The 15,503-nt window shown below is 57.9% G+C and carries 16 protein-coding genes; 10 read left to right on the top strand and 6 right to left on the bottom strand.

Features of this window, described 5'->3' with window-relative positions; genetic code table 11:
* Positions 1–18: 18 nt before the first annotated feature.
* The gene (locus HDF08_RS06180; protein ID WP_179637660.1) at positions 19–240 is read right to left on the bottom strand and encodes a DUF3185 domain-containing protein; all 222 of its coding nucleotides are present in this window, start codon (positions 238–240) and stop codon (positions 19–21) included.
* A 430-nt stretch (positions 241–670) separates the two neighbouring features.
* On the opposite strand from HDF08_RS06180, the gene HDF08_RS06185 reads away from it, so the two are divergent.
* From HDF08_RS06185 to HDF08_RS06195, 3 genes are all read left to right on the top strand, one after another.
* On the top strand, positions 671–1,441 hold the full coding sequence (locus tag HDF08_RS06185) for a thiazole synthase (protein ID WP_179637661.1): 771 nt from the start codon (positions 671–673) through the stop codon (positions 1,439–1,441).
* Between the two features lie 197 nt (positions 1,442–1,638).
* Positions 1,639–2,148 (top strand): crossover junction endodeoxyribonuclease RuvC, encoded by a 510-nt coding sequence (ruvC, locus tag HDF08_RS06190; protein WP_179637662.1) that lies wholly within the window; start codon positions 1,639–1,641, stop codon positions 2,146–2,148.
* Positions 2,145–2,861, top strand: coding sequence for a hypothetical protein (locus HDF08_RS06195; RefSeq protein WP_179637663.1), 717 nt, complete (start codon positions 2,145–2,147; stop codon positions 2,859–2,861). The genes ruvC and HDF08_RS06195 overlap by 4 nt, the downstream gene beginning before the upstream one ends.
* Positions 2,862–2,897: 36 nt before the next feature.
* On the opposite strand, the gene rsmA is transcribed toward HDF08_RS06195, so the two are convergent.
* Complete coding sequence (gene rsmA / locus HDF08_RS06200) at positions 2,898–3,713, bottom strand: 16S rRNA (adenine(1518)-N(6)/adenine(1519)-N(6))-dimethyltransferase RsmA (protein WP_179637664.1); 816 nt, start codon at positions 3,711–3,713, stop codon at positions 2,898–2,900.
* A gap of 65 nt (positions 3,714–3,778) precedes the next feature.
* Between rsmA and glgA the strand changes: the two genes are divergently transcribed.
* Positions 3,779–5,227: a glycogen synthase GlgA gene (glgA, locus tag HDF08_RS06205; protein WP_179637665.1), complete on the top strand. Its 1,449-nt coding sequence runs from the start codon at positions 3,779–3,781 to the stop codon at positions 5,225–5,227.
* Here the strand turns inward: glgA and HDF08_RS06210 are convergent.
* Positions 5,224–6,579, bottom strand: a complete 1,356-nt coding sequence (locus HDF08_RS06210) for an APC family permease (protein WP_179637666.1) — start codon at positions 6,577–6,579, stop codon at positions 5,224–5,226. The two genes, glgA and HDF08_RS06210, sit on opposite strands and share 4 nt — an antisense overlap.
* A 126-nt stretch (positions 6,580–6,705) precedes the next feature.
* Here HDF08_RS06210 and ypfJ point away from each other — a divergent pair, with 126 nt between their 5' ends.
* On the top strand, positions 6,706–7,623 hold the full coding sequence (gene ypfJ / locus HDF08_RS06215; protein WP_179637667.1) for a KPN_02809 family neutral zinc metallopeptidase: 918 nt from the start codon (positions 6,706–6,708) through the stop codon (positions 7,621–7,623).
* Positions 7,624–7,625: 2 nt separating this feature from the next.
* On the opposite strand, the gene uvrC is transcribed toward ypfJ, so the two are convergent.
* Positions 7,626–9,620, bottom strand: a complete 1,995-nt coding sequence (uvrC, locus tag HDF08_RS06220; protein WP_179637668.1) for an excinuclease ABC subunit UvrC — start codon at positions 9,618–9,620, stop codon at positions 7,626–7,628.
* A gap of 265 nt (positions 9,621–9,885) precedes the next feature.
* Here uvrC and HDF08_RS06225 point away from each other — a divergent pair, with 265 nt between their 5' ends.
* The gene (locus tag HDF08_RS06225) at positions 9,886–10,647 is read left to right on the top strand and encodes an OmpA family protein (protein WP_179637669.1); all 762 of its coding nucleotides are present in this window, start codon (positions 9,886–9,888) and stop codon (positions 10,645–10,647) included.
* A 126-nt stretch (positions 10,648–10,773) separates the two neighbouring features.
* On the opposite strand, the gene HDF08_RS06230 is transcribed toward HDF08_RS06225, so the two are convergent.
* Positions 10,774–11,013, bottom strand: coding sequence for a DUF3311 domain-containing protein (locus HDF08_RS06230; protein ID WP_306459696.1), 240 nt, complete (start codon positions 11,011–11,013; stop codon positions 10,774–10,776).
* A gap of 85 nt (positions 11,014–11,098) precedes the next feature.
* On the opposite strand from HDF08_RS06230, the gene mazG reads away from it, so the two are divergent.
* The 3 genes from mazG (at position 11,099) to menC (ending at position 13,936) form a co-directional block, all read left to right on the top strand.
* On the top strand, positions 11,099–11,953 hold the full coding sequence (gene mazG / locus HDF08_RS06235) for a nucleoside triphosphate pyrophosphohydrolase (RefSeq protein WP_179637670.1): 855 nt from the start codon (positions 11,099–11,101) through the stop codon (positions 11,951–11,953).
* Positions 11,950–12,717: a GNAT family N-acetyltransferase gene (locus tag HDF08_RS06240; RefSeq protein WP_179637671.1), complete on the top strand. Its 768-nt coding sequence runs from the start codon at positions 11,950–11,952 to the stop codon at positions 12,715–12,717. Before mazG ends, HDF08_RS06240 begins: the two co-directional genes overlap by 4 nt.
* An 88-nt stretch (positions 12,718–12,805) precedes the next feature.
* The gene (gene menC, locus HDF08_RS06245; RefSeq protein WP_179637672.1) at positions 12,806–13,936 is read left to right on the top strand and encodes an o-succinylbenzoate synthase; all 1,131 of its coding nucleotides are present in this window, start codon (positions 12,806–12,808) and stop codon (positions 13,934–13,936) included.
* An 8-nt stretch (positions 13,937–13,944) separates the two neighbouring features.
* Here the strand turns inward: menC and HDF08_RS06250 are convergent, their stop codons facing one another.
* Positions 13,945–14,817 carry a hypothetical protein gene (locus HDF08_RS06250; RefSeq protein ID WP_179637673.1) on the bottom strand — a complete coding sequence of 291 codons (873 nt, stop codon included), beginning with the start codon at positions 14,815–14,817 and terminating at the stop codon, positions 13,945–13,947.
* A gap of 249 nt (positions 14,818–15,066) precedes the next feature.
* Here HDF08_RS06250 and HDF08_RS06255 point away from each other — a divergent pair, with 249 nt between their 5' ends.
* Entirely contained in the window at positions 15,067–15,489 is a 423-nt protein-coding gene (locus HDF08_RS06255) for a bactofilin family protein (protein WP_179637674.1), read from the top strand.
* Positions 15,490–15,503 lie beyond the last annotated feature (14 nt).

Here is a 15,503-nt window from a genome sequence, read left to right on the forward strand (position 1 = left end):
CTCGCTTATAAAGCTGGCTCAGCGCGATTTCGCCCCGACAACGACCAGGCCGATTCCCGCCAGGAGAGCTACGGTGCTCAGGATAGGAGACAGTGGAAGCGTGTCCTGAGTCTTATGCGAGATTTGAACCGGTCCCGCGTCGACAACTTTCTTCTCGTGGGTAAAGGAGAGACCGCCGGTAGCGTATCCGATAATTCCAAGGACAATGAGGAGAATTCCAACAATAGTTGCTGCTTTCATAGTGAGCCTTTCATCTTTAGAACCATTAGTCGATAATCCGCAACGAAATCTCCGAGACGAATCAAGGATTGCGACTAAACCTCTGATGCAGATTGCACCCTCTACAGATGTACTATCACAGCGCATTTGCAACTCACTTGCGTGCAACCTGAGCTCGGGAGTAGTCTGCACTTACACGGGAAAGGAGGATGGTCCAGCCTATGAAAATTGACAGTACATGTAGTTCAACGCAACGTGAGGTGACTGAGGCTTAGAGCGTCCATAGCTCTAGTCCTGGCGGTCTTTGTAGTAGAAAAGTCCACGCCGAGGCCAAGTCCGAGTATGGACGCCTCAGGTCAATCTCAACAGTTCACCGCCAGACGGCTCGCTGCTCTCTTCAGAGTGCGAGCCGTCTGCGTTTTGCCGGGATCATTCCGATAGGATAATAACTATGAAACCTCTGGTGATCGCAGGACGAGCCTTTCAATCACGACTGATCGTCGGAACAGGGAAGTACAAAGATGGCGCCGAGACTCAGGCCGCCATCGAAGCTTCGGGAGCGGAGATGGTGACGGTCGCGGTCCGCCGGGTGAACCTCGATCGCACGAGCGAGTCTTTGCTGGACTTCATCGATCCAAGGCGTTATTTTTTGCTGCCTAATACGGCTGGGTGCTACACCGCGGACGAGGCGATCCGCGCAGCCCGACTTGGGCGCGAGGTGGGGTTGTCGGACTGGGTCAAGATTGAGGTGATCGGAGATCAGCAGACGCTCTATCCCGATGTGCAGGCGACGCTCGAAGCAACCCGCGTGCTCGTCAAAGAAGGCTTCACCGTGCTGCCATATACGTCCGACGATATCGTCTTTGCCAAGCGACTGATTGACGCTGGCGCGGCGGCGGTCATGCCTCTCGGCGCACCCATCGGCAGCGGGCTCGGGCTGCAAAATACGGCCAACCTGCGCATTCTGCGCGAGCTGATCACGGAAGTCCCGCTGATTGTGGATGCAGGCGTTGGTACAGCCTCCGATGCTGCGGTTGCGATGGAGCTGGGCTTCGATGCCGTGCTGATGAACACCGCGATAGCTGCGGCGAAGGACCCCTTGCTGATGGCCGAAGCGATGCAACACGCCGTGCTGGCAGGGCGGCAGGCCTATCTTGCAGGAAGAATGCAGCGCAAACTCTACGCCACGGCCAGCTCCCCTCTGGAAGGGATCTCGAGGTAGTGGCCGTGGCTGATTTCTTTTTCGACTTGATTGGTGCTGCATTCGAGGTTTTTGTTTCGGAGACCATCTGTCGAGCTATTTATTGGCGGCTCAATCAAAAGACCACTCAGCCAAGAACGGTATCGGATTAATCTAGAAATTCGTCAGGTGCATGACTGGTCATAGGAAGAGCTGGCCGGATGCAGTAAACTTCGCCCATGCGAGTCTTCGGCATCGACTGCGGAACGGAGTTCACCGGCTACGGGGTGGTGGAGGTGGATTGCGACGCCCGCATGCCTCGGCTCATTCACCTGGCGGCCGGTACGATCCGGCTCAATAAAAAAGAGAAGACGCCACAGAGGCTCGCTCAGGTCTACGCTGAGTTGACCGCCTTGATGACTCTGCACCACCCGGAGATCGTCGCCATCGAGGAGGTTTTCTTCTCGGCGAATGCAAAGTCTGCGCTGAAGCTTGGTCAGGTGCGTGGCGTGGCGATGCTGGCCGCCGCGACCTGCGGAATGCCCATCGCCGAATATGCTCCACTCTCGATAAAAAGCTCCGTGGTTGGTTACGGGCTGGCCGCCAAGGAGCAGGTGCAGTTCATGGTGAGGCGTTTGCTCGACAACGAAAACGCCTTCGACTCTGCAGATGCTGCCGACGCGCTGGCCATTGCGATCTGCCACATCCATACCGCCCAGACACTCGAGCTCCAGGGCGCGCGCCGATGAAAGCGAGAGGGAGCATAATGCTTGGCGCGGCGCTTTTTCTAGGCCCCTACTTTGTGGCCGCTGCTCAAACGGCTGAATCTGCGACGGCGGCCTCTCCCATCCCATCTGCTGAGGTCAGTTTTCAGTTCAACCGCACAGGGCTTCCGGTTCCGCGTTTTACTCTGCGGATTCACGAGAACGGAACCGGCACCTACCAGGCAGATCAGGCAGAGATCCCAGCAACGCAGACCTCGATGCGGGGCCAGGCGGCGCAGCATGTCGAGCGACCGATCAACCTGACTCCAGACGTCGTCGCAAAGGTCTTCAAGGCTGCGCGAATCCTGAATCACTTCAACGTCGAATGCGCCTCCAAGGCGAAGAACATAGCCGACTCAGGCACAAAGACGCTTACCTACGCCGGCTCCGATGGGTCGGGATCGTGTGTCTACAACTACTCAGAGAACAAAACTGTAGGTACGCTGACCGACATCTTCCTCGGAGTCTCTTCGACACTGGATGAAGGCCGTAAGCTTGAATTTTTGCACCGCTACGATCGCCTCGGCCTCGATGCCGAGATGAACTCCTTTGCGGACGAAGTGAAGGAAGGACGTGCGCTCGAACTGGGAACGATCTTGCCGACGCTGACCACAATCGCAGACGACACAGCAGTGATTCAGCGCGTTCGATTGCGCGCGGCAAAGATGCTGGAGCAGGTTGCAGCGGACAGTCGTTAGGATCCTGCAATACCGCAGGTATCGGGAACAATCTCCTCAGTCGCGATCGGCAACGACATGCGACAAAGAACGATAAAGCTCTGCCATCGATTCGAGTGCGAGTGATTCGGCGCGTGCTTGCGTGGGAACGCTGGCAGGCCACGCTGCAGAGAACTCTTCGGCCGAGTAGCCAGCGGCACGAAGATTGTTCTGCAGCGTCTTACGCTTCTGCGCAAAGCTCTGCTTCAAGAAGATATTGAACCCGTCAGGGTCCACTCCAAGCTCAGCAAACCTCGGCGCAAAGTGCAGCCGCAAAACCGTGGAGTAGACGTCAGGCGGCGGCGAAAAAGCGGATGGCGGCAGCGTAAAGAGGTTGTCGACCTGCGCGTTCACCTGTGCCGTTGCCGAGAGTAAGCCATAGTCACGAACTCCGGGCGCCGCCGAAACGCGGTCCGCCACCTCCCGCTGCATCATCAGAACAGCTCGGGCGACTATACCGGCGCTGCCAGCCGCGAAGAGTTGCAGCAGAATATCCGACGTGATGTAGTACGGGAGATTGCCGATCACGTCTGCCGTCTCGCCTTCCGGCACCAGCGTTCGCAGGTTCGTCTTCAGAACATCGCACTCGAGAATCTGTACCTGCGCATGATCGCGAAAGCGGAAGGTCAACTCCGCCGCCAGGCTCCGGTCAAGCTCCAGTGCTATCAACTTGTGGCAACGAGCAGCCAGTATATCGGTAATCGCCCCATGTCCCGGGCCAATCTCGATGACAGTGCGCTTGCTAAGATCACCAAGGGCATCGACGATGGCATGTCGGGCGGAGTCATCGACCAGAAAATTCTGCCCCAGCTTCGGCTTACGTTTCATCTGCATCCAATGTGTGCGGTCTCGCTCTTCTATAGACTAACGGTTTGGTTGGAAAGATAAAGGACGAAGGTATGCATATTGTTTTCGCAGCATCGGAGTGCTCCCCCTGGGCCAAGTCGGGTGGGATGGCAGATGTGGTCAGCGCACTCCCACGCGCATTGGCTCAACTCGGCCATCGCGTTAGCGTCTTTCTGCCCTACTATCGCCAGGTCGCGAAGGCTGTCCCGAACCCTACGGTTGTGCTGCCCAGCGTCACAATTCCTTTTCCCGGCTATAACCGCTTCGTGCGTGTTCTCGATGGGGGAGTCAAGAGCGGAGTCCAGACCTACTTCCTCGATTGTGCCGAACTATTCGACCGCGAAAACTTCTACGGTACGCCGTCCGGAGATTACCCCGACAACGCAGAGCGCTTCGGCCTGCTCTGCCGCAGCGTGATCGAAGCCTCAAAGATCCTCGGTATTCCTGATGTCTTCCACGTTCATGACTGGGAGGCGGCGATGCTCCCGGTCATGTTGCGCTCCATCTATTACTTCGATCCTGTGCTGCGAAACGTCCCAGCCGTGTTGACGATTCACAACGCGGGATCGCAGGGCTGGTTTCCTTCGCAGACTATCGAAAAGTTGCTGCTCCCCTGGGACCTGTACACGGTCGACAAGCTCGAACACTACGAGAAGATTGATTTCCTGAAAGGCGGCGTGGTGTATGCGGATGCCATCACAACGGTCAGCCGCAAGTATGCCGAAGAACTCCAGACCAGCGAGTTCGGCAACGGGCTCGAAGGGGTCTTTCGCCAACGGAGCGGAGACCTGCTCGGAATTACGAACGGCATCGACACCGAGGAGTGGAATCCCGCGACCGACCCCAACATTGCAGCGCATTACACGGCCGAAAACCTCGCCGGCAAGAAAGAGTGCCGCCGCGATCTGCTTCACGCTTACGGACTCGAGAATGTCAGTGACGACACCGCTGTGATCGGGGTGGTCACCCGTTTCGCGACCCAGAAAGGCTCCGACTTTATCGTCGAGATCATGGATCGTCTGGCGCAGGAAGACATGGTGCTGGTCATTCTTGGGAGCGGCGAAGAGTACTACGAACGGCTGTTAGTGGAGATGGCCGAGCGCCATCCCGCTAAGGTGCGCGTGAAGGTAAAGTTCGATAACGTCATGGCGCACAAGATCGAAGCAGGCGCGGACATCTTTCTGATGCCGTCCCGCTACGAGCCCGGCGGTCTAAACCAGCTCTACAGCCTCAAGTACGGTACGATTCCCGTCGTCCGCGCTACGGGTGGCCTCGACGACACCATCGACGAACAGCCAAACGGTGGCGGCAATGGTTTCAAATTCTGGGGCTACAGTGCGGGGGCCTTCTTCGACGCGCTCAAGCGTGCCCTTGATACCTTCCGTAACAAGCAGGAGTGGGCCCAGATGATGCAGCGAGGCATGGCGCAGGATTTTTCCTGGGATAAGCCTGCCAGCGAATACCTTCGCCTCTACGAGCGCGTCATCCAGAATCGCAGCTAGGCGCTTCGCTCTCGTTGCAGCAGATAGTGCAGCGGAACTCCCAGCAGAATGATGCCGGTTCCGATGAGAGAGTTCCGCGGCTGATCAGCAAACGAAAACACCAGCAGCACTGCCGCCGCAAGAATGAACAGTGCCGGCAACGCAGGGTATCCCCAGATGCTATACGGCCGGGGCGTGCTTGAGTCGCGACTGCGAAACACAAAGATCGTGCTAGCGGTCAACATGTAGAAGAGCCACTCGCCGAAGATGGCCAGCGAAAAAAGCGCCTGAAACTTTCCGATGGCCAGCAGCAGCAGAGAACTCAGGATGGCCTGAAGGATCAACGCTGTCGACGGCGTTTGAAATCGCGAGTTCACATGCGCCATTTGTTTGAAGAACAATCCATCGCGAGCCGCTGCGAACGGCACACGCGCACCCGAGAGCGACGACCCTACAAAGGTCGCGCAGATACTGACGGCCATACCGATCGACACCAGCGTCGCTCCCCACGGTCCAGTAACCAGACGCATTGCATCGGCTGCAGGCCGATCCGCGGTAGCGATTGCCGCTGCAGGCAACACATATTGAATCGCCGCATTGGTCAGCATGTAGAGCACGCCAACAATGGCAACCCCTCCAACCAGGGCTAGCGGCATGCTGCGCTGCGGCTTCTGCACCTCGCCCGCCATGGTGACGACGTCGCTCCATCCGTCATAGGCCCACAGCGCCGCGACCAGCGCAATCATGAAGCCGGTAAAGCCTCCCCGCGCTCCCGTAAAGTCTGTGCTGAAGTTGTGCCACGAACCATGCTGGCCTGCTGCGCCAAAACAAAATCCCGCAATCACTAGAATCAGCAGGCCCTTGAGCCACGTGAGCAGAAGCTGCACGTTGGCAGATCTTCTTGTCCCAATAATGTTGAGAATGGCGATGAGCCACGTCACCGTGATCGCGAAGATCTGTCCCCAAAAGAGATGAAAGAATGCCGGGCGGGCAAAAAAGCTGAAGACTGCGAAGGTCCCCAGTACACGCGCAAGCCCCGCGGCGATGGTAGCCAGGGATGCAGGTTTGGCCACCGTAATCTGCGTCCACATATAAAGGAAGCCGGTCAGATCTCCATAGGCCTCGCGAAGAAAAGCGTATTCGCCGCCATACTTCGGTCTGGCGGCAGCGATCTCCGCATAGGTCATTGCGCCGAAGAGCGAGAGCAAACCACCCACGATCCAAACCACATAGACCATGCCGGACGAGCCCACCGCAGCCATCATCTCTCGCGGCACTAGAAAGATGCCGCTCCCGATAATGATGCCCACGACAATGGAGGTCGCGTGGGATGCGTTCAGGACGCGGGGCAGTTCGGACTTGCTGTTTGGCATCGGTTCCCGGAGAGTAGCACACCTCCGCCGCACGACCGCAAGTAAATTGGTGAGAAAACCTCACTCGAGTGCCACGAAAGAAAAGATCTTACTTATAAGATGGAGACGCACCAACTGGAGCGAACTATGGATTGGACACCTGGCGGCGGACTCAGTGGCGACATTGAAGACAGACGTGGTTCTTCCGGCGGCGGTGGCGGAGGCTTTGGCGGCGGTGGGATCGGTATCGTTGGTTTTTTGATCCTGCTGGTCGTCAGCCTGGTCACGGGCCGCAACTATATCGGCAGCTATCTCTCCGGCCACAGCACATCACCGTCCTCCACGCAACAGAGCGTGCCTTCCGCCGGCAACCGCCCGATAACTTCTGAATCGCCTCAGGAGAAGAGGGCGGCACAACTCGTCTCCTGGACCCTGGACGATGTGCAGAACACTTGGACAAAGCTTCTACCCACACAGACCGGCAAAAACTACCAGCGCTCCACGCTCGTACTCTTTCGCGGTCGAACGTACTCAGGCTGTGGCACGGCTCAGTCGCAGAGCGGACCGTTCTACTGTCCGGCGGATGAGAAGGTCTACATCGACCTCAGTTTTTGGGATGAGCTGAGACGTCTCGGCGGCAGCAATGCGGACTTCGCCCAGGCTTACGTCATCGCTCACGAGCTAGGACACCACGTACAGGATCTCCTCGGGATCGAAGGCAAAGTTCGCCAGCTCTCAGGTCAAAATCCGTCGGAGAGAAACCGCCTTTCGGTCGATCTTGAACTCCAGGCAGACTGTTTCGCGGGCGTATGGGCGCACAGTACAGCGCAGCGGAACATAGTTCACGACTCGGATATCACAGCTGGTCTGCAGGCAGCGGCCGCAGTCGGCGACGACCATATACAACGCCTGGAGCGAGGAACAGTCAGCCCCGAAAGCTTCACCCACGGATCGTCAGCACAACGCGTCGGCTGGTTCAGACGCGGATTCCAGCAGGGAACCATCGCAGCCTGCAACACCTTTAAATTCGGTGGTGCCGTTCCGCCGGCAGACAGCGCCGAGTAATCTCAGGAAGCCTCGTTCAACACCGGCAGCACCGCATCGCCAGACGCCTCAGCCGCGAAGTAACTGCGAATTCGCTCGGCCGTTGCAGCATTCACCACCGCAGTGAGCGCATCAGTTCCAGCCTGCTTAATCCCGCGCACGCTGCCAAAGTGTTCGATCAATCGTTGCCGGGTTCTCGGCCCAACGCCCGGTATCGACAGCAACTCACTGTCGCGGTCGCGCATCTGGCGCCGCTTGCGATGATAGGTCACAGCGAACCGATGGCTCTCGTCGCGAATCTTCTGCATCAGGTGCAACACCGGAGACCGCCGGTCCAGCACCACCGGCTCATTCTCCTGCCCATACACATAGATGATCTCTTCCTTCTTCGCGATCGAAGCCAAGGGCTGCAGCGTGACGCCGATCTCCTCAAGCGCCGAATACGCCGCATGCAACTGCCCTAGTCCTCCATCGATCAGGATCAGGGAAGGGAAGGGCTTCTTATCTTCCTGCAGTCGCTTGTAGCGACGTTGAATTACCTCACGCATGCTCGCGAAATCGTCGACGCCTGTAACCGTCTTCACTTGAAACTTCCTGTAGTCGGACTTTTTCATCGCGCCATCCTCCCACACCACCATGGAGGCCACCGTCTCAGCACCTTGAATATGCGAGATGTCGAAGCACTCGATTCGACGTGGCAGCTCCTCGAGCGTAAGCGCATCCTGCAACGCCTCCTGGATAGCCTTCATCGCAGGCTGCAGCACGCGGAACCGCTGATCATAAGACTGTTTCGCATTCTGACAGACAAGGTCGACAAGGGATCGTTTTTCACCGCGCTGTGGAGCAAGAATCTCGATTCGCTTTCCAGTTCTCTCAGTCAGGGCCTCTGCCAGCAGCGCTCGGTCAGGAAACTCAACCGGCACGAGAACCGATCGCGGCACATAACTCTGATCGAGATAAAGCTGTTTCAGAAGCGCAGAGAAAAACACCCCCGGACTGAATGCGCCTCCCATCTCCGACACCGCTGCATGTTGCACAATGGCGATACCCTCGCCGATCTCCGGCGCTGGCGCTGCGGGGTCAGGCTCCATGCGAGGCAGTGCCTCCAACTCGTCCACCTCGGAGACCGCCTCCGTCGCCGCATCCAGCAGAGAGTCCGGCAGATCCTCCCAGAAGAAATCGCGCCGGTCCACAATCTTGCCGCTTCGCATGTGGAACAGGTTGACCGCGAGCATCTCGTTCTCAAAGTGATAGCCGAAGACGTCGGCGTCCTCATTGTCCGCGCTCGCCATGCGCTGTTTGTCCTGCATCTGATGAACCGTAACGATCTGATCTCGCAGACGCGCAGCCATCTCAAACTGCTGCGCCTCTGCTGCCGCCTCCATCCGCTTCGTCAGCGACTGCTCAAGCTCGTTCGGCCTCCCCTCCAGAAAGAGCTGCACATCGCGTATGGTCTCGCGGTAAGCGTCCGGTGTGGTTAGTCCCTCCAGGCAAGGACCCAGGCAGCGCTTGATGTAGTACTGCAGGCAAGCCCGCGGATGATATCGCGACAGGTCAACCTTGCAGCTTGGAATCAGAAAGCTGCGATGGATCAGATCCACCAGTCGATAGGCCAGGTTCCCCGGAAAGTAAGGACCGTAGTAGGCCCCGCCGTCCTTGCGCAACCGGCGCGTCACGAAGACCTTCGGGTAGCGGTCATTCATCGTCAGCTTGATGTAGGGGTAGGTCTTGTCATCGCGCAGCAGAATGTTGAAGCGTGGCTTCTTCTGCTTGATGAGGTTGTTCTCCAGCGCAAGGGCCTCGTGCTCGTTGGCGACCGTGATGTACTCCACATCGATGGCCTCGCGCATCAGGGTGCCGGTCTTGGCATTCGCCTGCGACGCCTCCAGAAAATACGAGCGCACCCGTGCACGAAGGTTCTTCGCCTTGCCGACGTAGATCACCTCGCCCTCAGCATTTTTATAGAGATAGCAGCCTGGCTGGGTGGGGAGAGTTCGAATTTTCTGGTGAAGATCCATCGCGTATATCGGAGCCCGCATCTCAGTGTAGACGCAGCCTTACGGAGCCTGCAGTGTGCATATCTTTGCTCAGTAGATTTGACGCGACAGCCGATCAAAAGTTCCCGCTTCCCAGCTAGCGCTTTCATCAGGCGTGTTAGTTAATCCTAATAACTAGTTGAAAAGAAATGGTCTACTGCCATGCATATTTTTGGCACTCTGATTGCATCTTATCAACTGCTGTGGCAGGTCTATTGCAGCACTTACTACCAGGAGAGTGGAAAGAATGAGATCCAATAACAACAAAGACATGAAGATCAAATCTGCCTGCACCGCCGTATTTGCCAGTGCTCTTGCCCTCACCTTCACGGTCGGCTGCTCGACGAAAAATTACGTTCGCTCCCAGACCGCTCCCATCATCCAGCAAACAAATGATCTGGATACCAAGACTGCCGCCGACCACCGCAATATCGTCGACACCGACGAGCGGGCCAAGACCGGAATCGCCGGTGCACAATCCGCGGCGAACACGGCCGACCAACATGCCCTGGCTGCCGGCCAGTCCGCCGATGCAGCCAATCAGTCCGCGAAGGAAGCTTACAACCGGGTCGACAGCCTGAGCGGCGTCGTAGCCAACCTGGACAACTATAAGCAGGTCTCGGATGTTGGCGTAACCTTCGCCTTCGACAAGTATGTTCTCACTGCATCTGATAAGAAGCAGCTCGACGACTTGGCGGCGAACCTCACCAACACTCGCGGCTACATCCTTGAAGTCACCGGCGGAACGGACTCAGTTGGCGACGCGGCCTACAACTATCAGCTCAGCCAGCATCGCGCCGACGCGGTCGTCAACTACCTGGCGTCGAAGTACAACATCCCGCCGCATAAGTTCTACCTGATCGGCATCGGCAAAGACCAGCAGGTCGCCAGCGACAGCACAGCAGCCGGCCGCGCGAAGAATCGCCGAGTCGACATCAAGCTGATGACTAACATGAACAGCGACCAGCCGAGCACCGCTTCTTCCACCAAACCGAATGGTCAGATGTAAGCAGCTTTTTCAACTCGAAGTCGACAAACAAAATCACTAAAACGCGCCAACATGATTGTCGGCGCGTTTGTTTTTAACATCGTGCCGACGTAGCAAATTGCGCCTGGAAGGCCGCAATGTAGAAGCCTATGTCTTGAGCTTGCGATAGACGATCGCCAACAACCCGGACGCCAGGATGACCCAGGCAAACTGATACCAGTAGAAAAACGGAAATCCCCAAAGTTCAGGCGTTGAACGCGCGTAAACTATCGGAAAACACAGCCCAATATAAGGCAAGACAAGCAACAGCACCCAGCGGCTTCTGCGGGTCTTTGGTTTCGCGTTCGTGTCTGTCTCCGGCACCATATGCTGCAAAGCATAATGCATTAACTTCAAGTACGGAAGCCCATGTCAGCACTAAGTCATAGATAGAAATGATCGGGTAAAGTTGAAGGTAGAAGATATGAAAGATATGCCTGATCTCATCCCTAAGAATCTCTCGCAAGATGTCGTCTCTGCCAAAGATCCGATTGCTGAAGCCATTGCGATCATGGCCCGTCTGCGCGCTCCGAACGGCTGCCCGTGGGACCGCGAGCAGACCTTCGACTCTATCAAGCGTCACACCCTCGAGGAGACCTACGAGGTCTTCGATGCCATCGAGCGCCGCGCGTGGCCCGATCTAAAGGACGAGCTCGGCGATCTCCTCCTCCAGGTTCTCTTCTACGCCCAGATGGCCTCAGAGGCTGGCTACTTCACCATCCAGGATGTAGCGGAAAATCTAAACGCCAAGTTGATTCGCCGTCATCCCCACATCTTCGGCGACGCTGAAGCCACTGACTCCAACGCTGTCCTGCGCAACTGGGAGCAGATCAAGCAGACCGAAAAGAAGGCGCCCGCATCCACCCAGACCTCCATGCTCGACGAGATCCCTCGCTCCATGCCCGCCTTGATGGAAGCGGGCAAACTCGGCTCCCGCGCAGCAAAAGTAGGATTTGACTGGCCCAACTCCGAAGGCCTCTTCGACAAGCTGCACGAAGAGATCGGCGAGCTCAAGGCCGAGCTGAATCCCACCTCGACCGCCAGCTCAGCAACAGCGATCGAAGCGGAGTTAGGCGACATTCTCTTCACCGCCGTCAACCTCGCCCGACACCTCAAGGTCGACCCCGAATCTGCTCTACGCGCTACAAACGCAAAATTTCGCCGACGCTTCGCCGCGATGGAGTCCGCCGCAGGCAATAGCGCCGCCCTGGCCGCCTCCAGCCCCGATCAGCTCGAAATACTATGGAACCAGGCGAAGAACGCCGCCACCGAGCCCACAAGGTCATGAACGCCAGCCCTCAGACAGCCATCTCCATCCAGTCCCTCACCAGTCTCGAACACCTTGAGCGCTGCGTCGACCTCCAGCGCGAGGTCTGGAGTTACAGCGACAACGACATCGTCCCTCGGCGCGTCTTCATCGTTGCACACCGCATCGGCGGCCAGGTCCTTGGTGCCTTCGACGGCCAGAGCCTCATAGGTTTCGCCATGTCTCTCCCTGGCTATCGCGAGGGCAAATCTTACCTCCACTCCTACATGCTCGCAGTCCTCCAGCAGTACCAAAACCTCGGCATCGGCCGCCGCCTCAAGCTCGCCCAGCGCGACGACGCCATCACCCGCGGCTTTGACCTCATGGAGTGGACCTTCGATCCTCTCGAGATCAGAAACTCGCATCTGAACATCAACCGGCTCGGCGCCATCGTGCGCCGCTATCAAGCAGACTTCTATGGACCCTCCTCCTCCCCTTTGCAGGGTGGCTTGCCCACCGACAGGCTCTATGCAGAGTGGTGGCTGCGCTCCAGCCATGTCGCCGATCTGCTCCGTGGCGAGCCGCAGCCCCAGGAGATCCTCGAACGCATCACCGTTCCCCACACCATCTACCAATGGAAGCAGGACGCTCAGCAACGAAGCCTCGCCAGAGCCCTGCAGGGCAACAACCGCACCGCCCTCGAATCGGCGTTTCAGCGCGGATTGGCCGTCGTTGGGTACGAACGCGACACCCAGGGCAACGGTACCTTCCTCATGGGTCCCTGGAAGAACTCCTCGGAGGTCTGACCTATCCGCCCCTCGATCGCAGTACAATCTCGTTGAGCCACGCCACCAGACCCGCTGCGATCCGCAACTCGGAAAGACAGGACTGCAAATGCTCAACATCGACGCCATTCATCTCCGCGAAATCAACCTGCCGTTAGCGCACCCCTTCGAGACCAGCTTCGGTCTTACCACCAGCCGTCGCATTCTCCTCGTCGAGATCGAATCCGAAGGCCTCACCGCGTGGGGCGAATGTGTCGCCGGCGAGCACCCCTTCTTCAGCGACGAGACCATCGACACCGCCTGGCTCCTCATTGAGTCCGAGCTCGGTCCCCGTCTGCTCGAGGCCGATGTGGAGTGCGGCGGAAGCTGCCCAGCTATCTTCCACCAGGTCCGCGGCCACCGCATGGCCAAAGCCGCCCTCGAAAACGCCGTCTGGGACCTCGAATCGCAGGTCAAACGCGTCCCGCTGGCGAAACTCCTCGGTGGAACCCGTGACGTTATTTCCTGTGGAGTCTCGATCGGCATCCAGCCCTCGCCCGCGCACCTGATGGATAAGATCGCCACTGAACTCGCGGCAGGCTATCAGCGCATCAAGCTAAAGTGCAAGCCAGGCTGGGATGTCAGCATCTTCGAAGCGGTCCGCAACCGCTGGCCCGATATCACTCTCAGTTGCGACGCCAACTCCGTCTATCGCATGAAAGACCTTGAAGACCTCGTCGAATGGGACCGATTCAATCTGCTCATGATCGAGCAGCCTCTCTGGTACGACGACTTCTACTTCCACGCCATGCTGCAGAAGCGCCTCTTGACCTCAATCTGCCTCGACGAATCCATCCGCAATCGCCGCGACGCTCTCGCTGCCATCGCCATGGAGTCCTGTCGCATCATCAACATCAAAGTCGGCCGCGTCGGCGGCTTCAGCGAGGCCATCGCCATCCACAACGTTGCAGAAGAGCGCGCCATTCCGGTCTGGTGCGGCGGCATGCTCGAAACCGGCATCGGCCGATCCCACAACATCGCCCTCTCCTCTCTGCCTAACTTCTCGCTGCCCGGCGACGTCTCCGCCTCCAGCCGCTACTGGACCGAGGACATCATTGAGCCGCAGGTCACCGTCAGTGAACGCGGAGAGATCACCGTGCCCACGACTATCGGCAGAGGATTCGAAGTGCAGCGCGACCGCATCGAGTCTCTCACCGTGCGCCGGCAGACCCTCCATGCCAAGGCTCGCGTCATCGCCTGATCTATCGTCTACCGCTCCGGCAGTGGCGTAGCTAGCATCATCCGGATAGCATCTTGGTAGCTCATCGGCCCAAGCTTCTGGAAGTCGCTGCCCGTTGACTCAGTATTCACGTTGACCGTCTTCAACATCAGCGCTCGCACGCTCAGCTTCATCGAAAAGTAAGTGAAGATCCATCTGTTTTCCCCGACACTGGTCTGATCAAGCACCAGTTTGCCCCCAGGATAGATGTGAGCGAGCATTCCCCAGCCGAAGTTCACTCCACGCGAGATCGTCCCTTCCATGCGAACCAGAGTATGCGACTTTGCATCGATCCAGACTCTTCCCTCAAGCCCCGTTAACGCCCCAGCCTCCGTATTTGGCGGATTGAACTTCGGGTCAGGCTTGTAGTCGAGCACGACCTCCGGAGGCCCGCCGTTTTTCCCGGACTGCGGCTGCCCCGGCGTGTAGGTGTAGATCATCGCATCCGGCATCAGAGGCACTAACTTATCTGCCATCTTCCGATCCGACTCGCTATTCCGCACATGTCGAAGGTATGTCGAAGGTGACGCCATCATGTCGTTCAGTCTTTGCCGTTCGCCTTGATCCTGCTCTTCCGTTAACGGTTTTCCGTCCCTCATGATCAGGCGCGCCACTGTCCCGTCTCTACTCTCCACCACGTCGCGAACCACGTCCCCCTTCTCGCTCACCGTGTGCGTGCGATAGCGCAGGTAGGAGTCGGTGTGATGCAGCGCCTCCAACTCATTTTTGGCCGCGTCGACGACCCACGAGCGAGGCGGGATCGACTGCAGTGCTGCCTCGCCTACATCTTTCGTAGTAGTGGCGTTCTGTGCGCCTGCAGTTCCTCCCGCCACAGCCGTCAGGAAGAGAAGACACCCAGGCAAAATCCGCTTCCGTGCCCTCATCCGCCCGGAAATAGCTATGAATCGGGACTTGCTGACTGAAGCGGCCTCGCATCCATCCCCGGAACCTCTTACCAATCCACACCTCTCATCTCTCCATTCTATGGTTCCTTCTTATGACTCACAGAGCGGGACAAAGTATTCTCGCGTTTGCCTCGCGGCATGAGCTTGGGTATAGTTCGGGCAAGGTGCATGTGCAGCAGGCACGACCTCAAGGAGAACAAAACGCTTATGAAACCAGCAGAGGGTTCCACCGTCATCGGTAAGTCGGTCGTCATTCGAGGAGAACTCTCCGGCGAGGAAGACCTTTACATCGACGGAGACATCGAAGGAACCATCACTCTCAAAGAGAGCGCTTTGACCATCGGACCCAACGCGCGCGTACGGGCCGATATCAGCGTCCGCGACGTCACCGTCTTCGGTCATCTTACCGGCAACGTTCAAGCGACGGGGCGCGTCGACCTCCGTCAGTCGGCGATCGTCAATGGAGACATCCTGGCCGGCCGGCTCAGCATCGAAGAAAGCGCGATCCTGAAGGGAAGCGTCGAGCTCAAATCCAACTCCGAAGGAAAGTCCAAGTCCGCCACTCCTGCCGCAACGCACGCCGCTCCAGTCGAGTCCGGCGCTCCTCTCTTCACTCAACCACAGGCATAGAACCAGAAAGGGAA

The organism is Tunturiibacter empetritectus (genome assembly GCF_013410875.1).
In the GTDB taxonomy this organism is placed as follows: Bacteria; Acidobacteriota; Terriglobia; order Terriglobales; family Acidobacteriaceae; genus Edaphobacter; species Edaphobacter empetritectus.

Bases quoted from the DNA above. Each gene is read 5' to 3' on its own strand.
- HDF08_RS06180 (WP_179637660.1), bottom strand. From the start codon at position 240: ATGAAAGCAGCAACTATTGTTGGAATTCTCCTCATTGTCCTTGGAATT.
- HDF08_RS06185 (WP_179637661.1), top strand. From the start codon at position 671: ATGAAACCTCTGGTGATCGCAGGACGAGCCTTTCAATCACGACTGATC.
- ruvC (WP_179637662.1), top strand. From the start codon at position 1,639: ATGCGAGTCTTCGGCATCGACTGCGGAACGGAGTTCACCGGCTACGGG.
- HDF08_RS06195 (WP_179637663.1), top strand. From the start codon at position 2,145: ATGAAAGCGAGAGGGAGCATAATGCTTGGCGCGGCGCTTTTTCTAGGC.
- rsmA (WP_179637664.1), bottom strand. From the start codon at position 3,713: ATGCAGATGAAACGTAAGCCGAAGCTGGGGCAGAATTTTCTGGTCGAT.
- glgA (WP_179637665.1), top strand. From the start codon at position 3,779: ATGCATATTGTTTTCGCAGCATCGGAGTGCTCCCCCTGGGCCAAGTCG.
- HDF08_RS06210 (WP_179637666.1), bottom strand. From the start codon at position 6,579: ATGCCAAACAGCAAGTCCGAACTGCCCCGCGTCCTGAACGCATCCCAC.
- ypfJ (WP_179637667.1), top strand. From the start codon at position 6,706: ATGGATTGGACACCTGGCGGCGGACTCAGTGGCGACATTGAAGACAGA.
- uvrC (WP_179637668.1), bottom strand. From the start codon at position 9,620: ATGGATCTTCACCAGAAAATTCGAACTCTCCCCACCCAGCCAGGCTGC.
- HDF08_RS06225 (WP_179637669.1), top strand. From the start codon at position 9,886: ATGAGATCCAATAACAACAAAGACATGAAGATCAAATCTGCCTGCACC.
- HDF08_RS06230 (WP_306459696.1), bottom strand. From the start codon at position 11,013: ATGCATTATGCTTTGCAGCATATGGTGCCGGAGACAGACACGAACGCG.
- mazG (WP_179637670.1), top strand. From the start codon at position 11,099: ATGCCTGATCTCATCCCTAAGAATCTCTCGCAAGATGTCGTCTCTGCC.
- HDF08_RS06240 (WP_179637671.1), top strand. From the start codon at position 11,950: ATGAACGCCAGCCCTCAGACAGCCATCTCCATCCAGTCCCTCACCAGT.
- menC (WP_179637672.1), top strand. From the start codon at position 12,806: ATGCTCAACATCGACGCCATTCATCTCCGCGAAATCAACCTGCCGTTA.
- HDF08_RS06255 (WP_179637674.1), top strand. From the start codon at position 15,067: ATGAAACCAGCAGAGGGTTCCACCGTCATCGGTAAGTCGGTCGTCATT.